The organism is Romboutsia sp. 13368, from assembly GCF_018336475.1.
Lineage (GTDB): Bacteria > Bacillota > Clostridia > Peptostreptococcales > Peptostreptococcaceae > Romboutsia.
The window spans coordinates 1931259-1938718 of sequence record NZ_CP048741.1; the positions used below are offsets into that span (position 1 = coordinate 1931259).

8 protein-coding genes are annotated in these 7460 nt (G+C 26.2%); 1 reads left to right on the forward strand and 7 read right to left on the reverse strand.

Translation table 11 applies throughout. The features are described 5' to 3' along the window. Positions 1–98: 98 nt before the first annotated feature. Positions 99–1877, forward strand: coding sequence for an Rqc2 family fibronectin-binding protein (locus G3997_RS07980; RefSeq protein WP_296645225.1), 1779 nt, complete (start codon positions 99–101; stop codon positions 1875–1877). A 331-nt stretch (positions 1878–2208) separates the two neighbouring features. Here the strand turns inward: G3997_RS07980 and G3997_RS07985 are convergent, their stop codons facing one another. The 7 genes from G3997_RS07985 to G3997_RS08015 form a co-directional block, all read right to left on the reverse strand. Further along, positions 2209–3453, reverse strand: coding sequence for a uracil-xanthine permease family protein (locus tag G3997_RS07985; RefSeq protein WP_296645227.1), 1245 nt, complete (start codon positions 3451–3453; stop codon positions 2209–2211). A gap of 99 nt (positions 3454–3552) precedes the next feature. After that, positions 3553–4086 carry a bifunctional pyr operon transcriptional regulator/uracil phosphoribosyltransferase PyrR gene (gene pyrR / locus G3997_RS07990; RefSeq protein WP_296645229.1) on the reverse strand — a complete coding sequence of 178 codons (534 nt, stop codon included), beginning with the start codon at positions 4084–4086 and terminating at the stop codon, positions 3553–3555. Between the two features lie 188 nt (positions 4087–4274). Continuing rightward, complete coding sequence (locus G3997_RS07995) at positions 4275–5186, reverse strand: RluA family pseudouridine synthase (RefSeq protein ID WP_296645230.1); 912 nt, start codon at positions 5184–5186, stop codon at positions 4275–4277. A gap of 8 nt (positions 5187–5194) precedes the next feature. After that, positions 5195–5650 (reverse strand): signal peptidase II, encoded by a 456-nt coding sequence (lspA, locus tag G3997_RS08000; RefSeq protein ID WP_296645232.1) that lies wholly within the window; start codon positions 5648–5650, stop codon positions 5195–5197. 73 nt (positions 5651–5723) lie between these two features. Continuing rightward, a complete protein-coding gene (locus G3997_RS08005; RefSeq protein ID WP_296645234.1) occupies positions 5724–6494 on the reverse strand; it encodes a polysaccharide deacetylase family protein in 771 nt (256 codons plus the stop codon). A 23-nt stretch (positions 6495–6517) separates the two neighbouring features. Next, entirely contained in the window at positions 6518–7021 is a 504-nt protein-coding gene (locus G3997_RS08010) for a TraR/DksA C4-type zinc finger protein (protein WP_296645236.1), read from the reverse strand. Between the two features lie 2 nt (positions 7022–7023). Continuing rightward, positions 7024–7460, reverse strand: a 437-nt coding sequence (locus tag G3997_RS08015) for a DUF5665 domain-containing protein (RefSeq protein ID WP_296645237.1), incomplete at its 5' end; no start/stop codon positions are given.

Here is a 7460-nt window from a genome sequence, read left to right on the forward strand (position 1 = left end):
GGAAATTATAAATATATAATTAAATCCTCCTATTCACAATATATGCATATTGTGTAATAATTAATTTATCAAAAGTTTATATAGAAGGGAGAAATATTATGGCTTTAGATGGTTTAGTTATACATTCTATAGTAGATGAATTAAATAACAAGCTTTTGGGTGGTAAAATAGATAAAGTATATCAACCTGAAAATGATGAAGTTGTTTTACATATAAGAAATAATAAAGAAAATTTTAAATTAGTTTTAAGTTGTAGTGCTTCTAATCCTAGAGTTTACTTAGCAAACAACTATAAAAAAGAAAATCCTATTAATGCTCCTATGTTTTGTATGTTATTTAGAAAGTATATTCAGGGTGGAAATATAGTAAGTGTATCTCAAGTAGGTTTTGAAAGAATAATAAAAATTAGTGTTGAGTCTTTAGATGAGTTAAAAGAAAAAACAACTAAAGATATTATAATAGAAATAATGGGAAGACACAGTAATATAATACTTACACATTCACTTGATAATAAAATCATAGATTCTGCAAAAAGAATTCCACCTAGTGTAAGTAGAGTACGTCAAATATTACCTGGTCAAACATATATCTTACCACCTGCCCAAGATAAATTAAATCCTATAGATAATATAGATATTAATTTATTTACAGATACATTAAGTTCTTTTGATGGTTCTATTTTTAAAGGTATATATTCTAAATTCTTAGGGATTAGCCCTGTAATAGCAAAAGAAATATGCTTTAGAGCTAATGTCAATGAAAATACTTTAATTAATGAAATATCTTCTAATGATATAAATGAAGTTTACAAAGAATTCAATAACTTATTTGAAGATATAAAAAATAATACTTATAACCCTAGTATGGTTATAGATGAATCTATTGATAAAGTTTTAGATTTTAGTTGTATAAACTTAAGTCAATTTAGTAATTTATCTATTATAAATGATGATAGTATGTCTAAAATATTAGAAAACTATTATGCAACTAAAGATATTAAAGATAGAATACACCAACGTTCTTCAGATCTTAGAAAAAGTATTTCTATAAAACTAGATAGACTTTATAATAAGTTAAATAAACAAGAAAAAGAATTAATAGATTCCGAAAATGCAGACATATATAAAGTTAAAGGTGAGCTAATTACATCATACATATATATGATAGAAAAAGGTATGGAAAGTGTCGAGGTTCCTAATTTTTATGACCCTGAATACAAAAACATAAAAATATCTTTAAATAAGAATCTTACACCTTCTGAAAATGCACAAAAATACTTTAAAAAGTATAATAAAATGAAAACTGCAAAAAAAGAAATTACATCTCAAATGGAAATTACTAAAGAAGAAGTAAACTACTTAGAAAATATTCTTCTTAGCATAGAAAACTGTGAAAATATAGCTGAGCTAATGGATATAAGAGAAGAACTTACAAAAGTAGGATACTTAAGAGGTAAGGTTAATAGTAAAAAAGAAATTAAACTTACTACTAAACCACATGAGTTTATAAGTTCAGATGGATTTAAAATTTTAGTTGGAAAAAATAATAAACAAAATGATCATCTGACATTAAAAGTAGCCTCTAATGATGATATTTGGATGCATACTAAAAATATACCTGGCTCTCACGTTATTATAAAAACAGAAGGAAAAGAAGTTTCTGATGAAACTATATTTGAGGGTGCAATGCTTGCTGCATACTTTAGTAAGTCTAAACTATCATCTCAAGTTCCAGTTGATTATACCAAAAAGAAAAATATAAAGAAACCTAATGGTGCAAAACCTGGAATGGTTATTTATGAAACTAATCACACTATCTATGTAACTCCAACAGAAGAGTTAGTAGCTAAATTAAAAATCAAATCAGAAAGTATATAAAAAAATAGCTAATCTAATTAGATTAGCTATTTTTTATCTATTTAACAAGTTTATTATATTCTTCTTCAGTTCTAGGTATTTTTATTTCACCATTTTTTATCTTTTCAGCTTCTTTATTAGCATAATCCATTACATCTTCTGGTAATAAGTTGTTTTCTGATATTTTTTAATCTTCATTGTCTTTCTCTTTACGATGTTTTGTGAACTTTTTTTATTATTTTATATTTTATTTTTTAAAGTATCTACTAATGTAATTTTATTATATTTTTTTTAATAAAAATACCTAGATATAGGTATCAATTAACCTTATATCTAGGTATTTAAATTTATCTTACGCAGTTGTTATTTTAGAATTAACTAATTTTTTATCTTCTTTTCTATCCTTATTTGTATTATTTAATAATATATTTAATATTATACCTACTATGGCAGCTAAACTAAGTCCTGTTATTGTTACATCTTGTGTAACTGGTATACCTATAACTATCCCTTTATTGCTTAAATAAGTAGTTCCTAAACCTATTATCATTATTGTTGCTATTACAATTATATTTTTTTTGTCCTTTACACACTCACTATCTTTTACAGTCTTAACCCCAACTAAAGTTATCATAGAGAATAATAATATACTTATTCCTCCCATAACAGCTGTTGGTATACTCTGTAAAAATCCTCCAAACTTTCCTATACAAGATAAAACTATTGCAAATACAGCTGTTCTTCTAAGTAATGATGGATCATAATTTTTAGTTAGTGCAAGTACTGCTGTATTTTCTCCATAAGTAGTATTTGCTGGTCCACCTAAAAATCCTGCTACTATTGTAGCTAAACCATCTCCAAGTAAAGTTTTATTTAAACCTGGGTTTTCTAAGAAGTTTTTACCTACTACTGCACCATTTGTAGTCATATCTCCTATATGTTCCATGAAAACTGCTAAAACAACTGGTGCTATTATAACTATAGCTTCTACACTAAACTTTGGTAATGTAAACTTTGGTATTTCAAATAAACTTGCTTGAGCTATAGTTGATATATCAACTAATCCTAATACTAAACTTAATACATATCCGATTATAACTGCTATTAATATTCCTAATTGTTTTATAAATCCTTTAGCGAAAGTATTTATAATAAGTGCTATAGCTAAYGTTATTCCTGCTATTATTATATTATTTGATGCCATATCAAATGCTGTTGGTAATAAATTAAGACCTATGACTGCTATCATTGCTCCTGTTACTTGAGGTGGAAAATATTTTTTTATTTTTTCTACACCTACAAATTTTATTACAAATGATAACATTACATAAATTAGACCTGCAACCATTATACCACCTTGAGCGTAAGCTAAATCTCCATTAAAAGCTTCTTTTACTGCTAAGATTAATGGTATAAATGCAAAACTTGAACCTAAAAATACTGGTACTTTACCTCCTGTACATAAGTGGAATATTAGTGTTCCTATCCCTGCACAAAAGATTGCAACTGAAGGGTTAAATCCTGTTAATATTGGAACTAATACTGTAGCTCCAAACATTGCTAATAAATGTTGTAATGATAATACTGTTTTTTTCATAAAAACCTCCCATAATTTTTTAGGGAGAATTTCTTCTCCCTTTTTCAGCATCTCTGTACTGAATTAAAAGGCAATATTTATTTATATAAATTTATGCTTTTATTCGTTTATTGTTACTGAATCTTGATCATCAATTTCTGATAATTTTACTGATATTATTTCATCTTTTGATGTTGGTACATTTTTTCCTACATAATCAGCTCTTATAGGTAATTCTCTATGACCTCTATCAACTAAAACTGCAAGTTGTATAGCTTTAGGTCTACCTATATCTATAACTGCATCTAATGCACTTCTAACTGTTCTTCCTGTATACAAAACATCATCAACTAATATAACTATTTTATCATTTATATTAAAATCTATATTAGAACCGTTTATAACTGGATCTACATTTACTTCTTTTAAATCATCTCTATATAAAGTTATATCTATTTGTCCTGTATTTATTTTACTTCCTTCTATTTGTTCTATTTTTTTACTTATCCTATTTGCTATAGGAACACCTCTAGTCTTTACTCCTACTAGAACAACATCTTCTATACCTTTGTTTCTTTCTATTATTTCATGACTTATTCTTGTTATAGCTCTACCAATTGCTTTTTCATCCATTAATTGGGCCTTTTCTTTCATTTGTGACCTCCTAGTAATTTGAGTAAAATTTAAAAAGCTTCTCATCATAAGACAAGAAGCTGTATATACAAACATGCTTAATAAAAATACAATTATAGTATTCTTCTTGCCTTATGATATCTCTGTATCATTTAAAGGTATACGTTTATTATAATCATTATATATTTATCTATTATATATTTCAAGTATTATTTCAGTTTATTTAATATATCTTTGAAATATTTTGGTAATTCTGAATCAAATTCTACATACTCTTTAGTTGAAGGATGTATAAATCCTAGTTTTTTAGCATGTAAAGTTTGTCCTTTTAGCTTAAATTTATTATTTTTAGGTCCATACACTTCATCTCCTAAAAGTGGATGATTTATTGAAAGTGCATGAACTCTAATTTGGTGAGTTCTTCCTGTTTCAAGTCTAGCTTTCATATGTGTAAAGTTTTCATATCTTTGAATAACTTCAAAGTGAGTTACTGCATTTTTTCCTTCTTTTACAACAGCCATCTTTAATCTATCCTTAGGATTTCTTCCTATTGGTTTATTAACAGTTATTTTATCTTCTTTTACAACACCATGACATATAAATTGATACTCTCTTGTAATTGAATGATCTTTTAACTGTTCTGCCAAACTATTATGTGAATTGTTATTTTTAGCTATCATTAAAAGTCCTGATGTATCCTTATCAATTCTATGAACTATACCTGGTCTTATAACTCCATTTATAGATGATAAGTTATCTTTACAATGATATAAAATTGCATTTACTAATGTACCTTCATAATTTCCTGGCGCAGGGTGAACAACCATATCTTGAGGTTTATTTACAATAAGCACATCATCATCTTCATATACTATATCTATAGGTATATCTTGTGGAGTAACCTCTAATAATTTTGGTTCTGGTATTTCAATAGTTATTTTATCATCTTCTTTTACTATATACTTAGCTTTTTCTATTTTATTATTAACAGCTACTTTTTTATCTTTTATTATTTTTTGTATATAACTTCTAGACATATCTCCTAACTGTTGTGAAAGATATACATCTAATCTATCGCCTTCTTCTTCATCTATTACTAAAAATTCTTTTATTTCGTCCATTTTTACACCTACTTCTGATTTTCTTTATTGTCATCATAAAATAATATATATATGCATAAAAGTATTGTACCTAATACTACAAATATATCAGCTATATTAAATACATATTCCCATATTATCCTAAAATCAAAATAATCAACTACAAAACCTAATCTTACTCTATCTATTAGATTACCTAATGCGCCAGATATTATAAGTAATATAGAAACTTTTCCAAGTGTATTTACTTTTTTCGTATGTAAATAATATAATCCGTATATAGAAGCTAAAAGTGCAACTATTATAAATATTATTTGATTATTTTGAAGCATTCCAAATGCTGCACCTCTATTTTCTACATATGTAAGATGAAACATATCTTGTATTATTGGTATGCTTCCTATATTTTTTAAATATTTTAATGCTAATATCTTTGATACTTGATCTATACCTATTAATAATAGTACGATTAATTCATATATCAATATATTTTCCTCCCAACTAGTTATATATTATATATTATACAAAAAAAAGCTTCCTAATTGGAAGCTTATATTATTATTTTTGAATTGGTTGCTCTTTGTCCATATGTTCTATAAGTTCTGATACTGTAACAAATTTATATCCCATTTCTTTTAACTTAGGTATAACTATCTCTAATGCCTGTATAGTTTGAGACCTTTCATTTCTTAAATTATTATAATCATGTAAAAGTATTATTGTTCCATTTTGAACTTTAGATGTTATAGTATCTACTATATAACTAACACCTGGGTTTGACCAATCTCTAGGATCTAAATTAGACCATAGAATAATATTCATATCTTTTTGTTTTATTATATTACACATATCTTTACTTATTGCTCTATAAGGTGGTCTAAACAGTGTTGGCTCTTCGCCTATAACTTTTTTTACAGCTTGTTGTGTATCATTTATCTCTTTATATATATCTTCATATTTTCTTTTAGAAACATTTATGTGAGTAAATGTATGATTTCCTATTTCATGTCCTTCTTCATACTCTCTTTTTAAAATTTCTGGATTCCACCCTACATTTTCTCCTACTACAAAGAATGTTGCCCTTATATCATTTTTCTTTAAAATGTCTAAAACCTGTGGTGTAAAATCCTTATCTGGCCCATCATCAAAAGTTAACGCAATTATTTTTTCATCATAATTTCCATGTTTTATTATTATATCCTCATAATCATTCATTATATCGTTGCTTACACTTAGAGTTTCTAAACCTCTATCTTCATTATATTTATAAATATATACTCCTATAATTAAAAGTAAAGCTAAACAAATTTGAATGACTACTTTTTTCATAACACATACCTCTTTTCTTAAGACTAATCTCTATCTGATTCATCATTAGGCATTTTATTCATTCCATTTAATTCTATAGCTGTTTCATCATCATAAAACAGGTGCCATGAATTTATTAAATTTTGATTTTCTTCTTTACTTGTCAAATGTAAATCGGGTTGATTTTTAGCACAATGTGAACATAGATTAGTTTCAGGTAATATATCTAACCTATCTTCATCTATCTTATTATGGCAAACATCACATATACCATAAGTACCATTCTCTATTTTATATAACGCATCTTCAATATTATTTAATCTTCCTTCCTCATGATTAGTTAGACTATTTTGCATATTTTGCATATATACCTCTGTTCCCATATCTGCTGGATGATTATCATAGCTTGATAATTCTCCCGAAGTATATCTTTCGCTAGTATGATTTGTAGTATTTCCAAAAAGAGTGTTATCTCTCATTTCACTTATTAGACCAGTTAAATTTTCTTTTTCTTTTAAAAGTTTTTCTTTATATTTATTTATATTCATATTTATCTACCCTTTCTATATTCATCTACTATATTCATAAGTTTTGCTATGAATTCTCCTATTACAGGTAAATCTACCCATGTACTTAATAAATAAAGTACTAATCCAGCTAATAGCGTGAAACCTATTGCTTGACCAAATCCCTTCCCTAATCCAGCTACAAAATTTATTAAAAATAACCTTCTTTTACTATCTGTTAACATCATATAATCCCTAATTCTACTTCTCTCAATTATTAAAATTAATCTTTCTAAGTATCTTCTTATAAGACCTAAATCTTCCGTTGTCATTTCACATAAATTTAGTTCATTCATAAATTTATCAAGATTTTTCATATTTATAGTATTCTGATTTTCTATATCATTATCTTCTTTATCTTCTTTATACTTAATATTCCTCACTTCCTTTTTATAAAAAGATAATACATGAATATTATGTG